The sequence below is a fragment of the Bergeriella denitrificans NBRC 102155 genome (assembly GCF_001592185.1).
Classification (GTDB): domain Bacteria; phylum Pseudomonadota; class Gammaproteobacteria; order Burkholderiales; family Neisseriaceae; genus Neisseria; species Neisseria denitrificans.
The window spans coordinates 1-1,658 of the sequence record NZ_BCWL01000306.1 but is presented as its reverse complement, the minus strand read 5'-3'; the positions used below and the strand labels follow the sequence as shown (position 1 = coordinate 1,658).

Genomic DNA, 1,658 nt, shown 5'->3' with positions numbered 1-1,658 from the left:
TATCAGGCCGTCTGAATATTCCGCAAACCGGATTTCAGACGGCCTCGGCACGTCATGCAGCCGAATCACCGCAACGGACGCAAAACCCCAATATCGCGTTATAATCCCGATACCGCCATGCCCTGCGGCAAACGGCGTTTTACGGACAGGCCGCCCGGATTTTCAGACGGCCGGAAGCGAGAACTTATGAAATACAAAGACCTGCGCGACTTTATGACCCTATTGGAAGCACAGGGCAAACTCAAGCGCATCAGCGCGCCCGTGTCGCCGCATTTGGAAATGACCGAAATCGCCGACCGCGTGCTGCGTGCCGAAGGGCCTGCGCTGCTGTTTGAAAACCCCGTGCGCGAAGACGGCACACCCTACGCCTATCCCGTGCTGGCCAACCTTTTCGGCACGCCCGAGCGCGTGGCAATGGGCATGGGTGCGGACAGCGTGTCCAAACTGCGCGAAATCGGGCAGACGCTGGCTTACCTGAAAGAACCCGAGCCGCCCAAAGGCATCAAAGACGCCTTTGCCAAACTGCCGCTCTTAAAAGATATTTGGAGCATGGCGCCGAATGTGGTGAAAAACGCCCCCTGCCAAGAAATCGTGCTTGAGGGCGATGATGTCGATTTGACCGCGCTGCCGATTCAACACTGCTGGCCGGAAGACATCGCGCCGCTGGTGACATGGGGCTTGACCGTCACCCGCGGACCGCATAAAAAACGCCAAAACCTCGGTATTTACCGCCAGCAGCTCATCGGCAAAAACAAGCTGATTATGCGCTGGCTGTCGCATCGAGGCGGCGCACTCGATTATCAGGAATTCCGCCGCCAAAATCCCGGCCAACCCTATCCCGTCGCCGTCGTATTAGGCTGCGACCCCGCCACCATTTTGGGCGCGGTCACACCCGTACCCGATACCTTGAGCGAATACCAGTTTGCCGGATTGCTGCGCGGTTCGCGTACCGAACTCGTGAAATGTATCGGCAACGATTTGCAGGTACCCGCCCGCGCTGAAATCGTGCTCGAAGGCGTCATTCATCCTGATGAAACCGCGCTGGAAGGCCCCTACGGCGACCACACCGGCTATTACAACGAGCAAGACCACTTCCCCGTATTTACCGTCGAGCGCATCACCATGCGTAAAGATCCGGTTTACCACAGCACCTACACCGGCAAACCGCCTGACGAACCGGCCGTATTGGGCGTGGCTTTGAACGAAGTATTCGTGCCGCTGCTGCAAAAGCAGTTCCCCGAAATCACCGACTTCTACCTGCCGCCCGAAGGCTGCTCCTACCGCATGGCGGTGGTGAGCATGAAAAAACAGTATGCCGGACACGCCAAGCGCGTGATGATGGGCTGCTGGTCGTTCCTGCGCCAGTTTATGTACACCAAATTCATCATCGTGGTCGATGATGATGTAAACGTGCGCGACTGGAAGGAAGTGATTTGGGCGGTGACTACGCGCATGGATCCCGTGCGCGATACCGTATTGGTGGACAACACGCCGATCGACTATCTCGACTTCGCCAGCCCCATCAGCGGCCTCGGCGGCAAAATGGGCTTGGACGCCACCAACAAATGGCCGGGCGAAACCGACCGCGAATGGGGGCGCGTCATCAAAAAAGACCCCGCCGTCACCGCCAAAGTCGATGCGATGTGGCAGGAATTGGG

1 protein-coding gene is annotated in these 1,658 nt (G+C 58.1%); it reads left to right on the top strand.

Features of this window, described 5'->3' with window-relative positions:
• Window positions 1–186 precede the first annotated feature (186 nt).
• Window positions 187–1,658: 4-hydroxy-3-polyprenylbenzoate decarboxylase (gene ubiD, locus BDE01S_RS10395; protein WP_066081268.1), on the top strand; the 1,472-nt coding region annotated here is incomplete at its 3' end.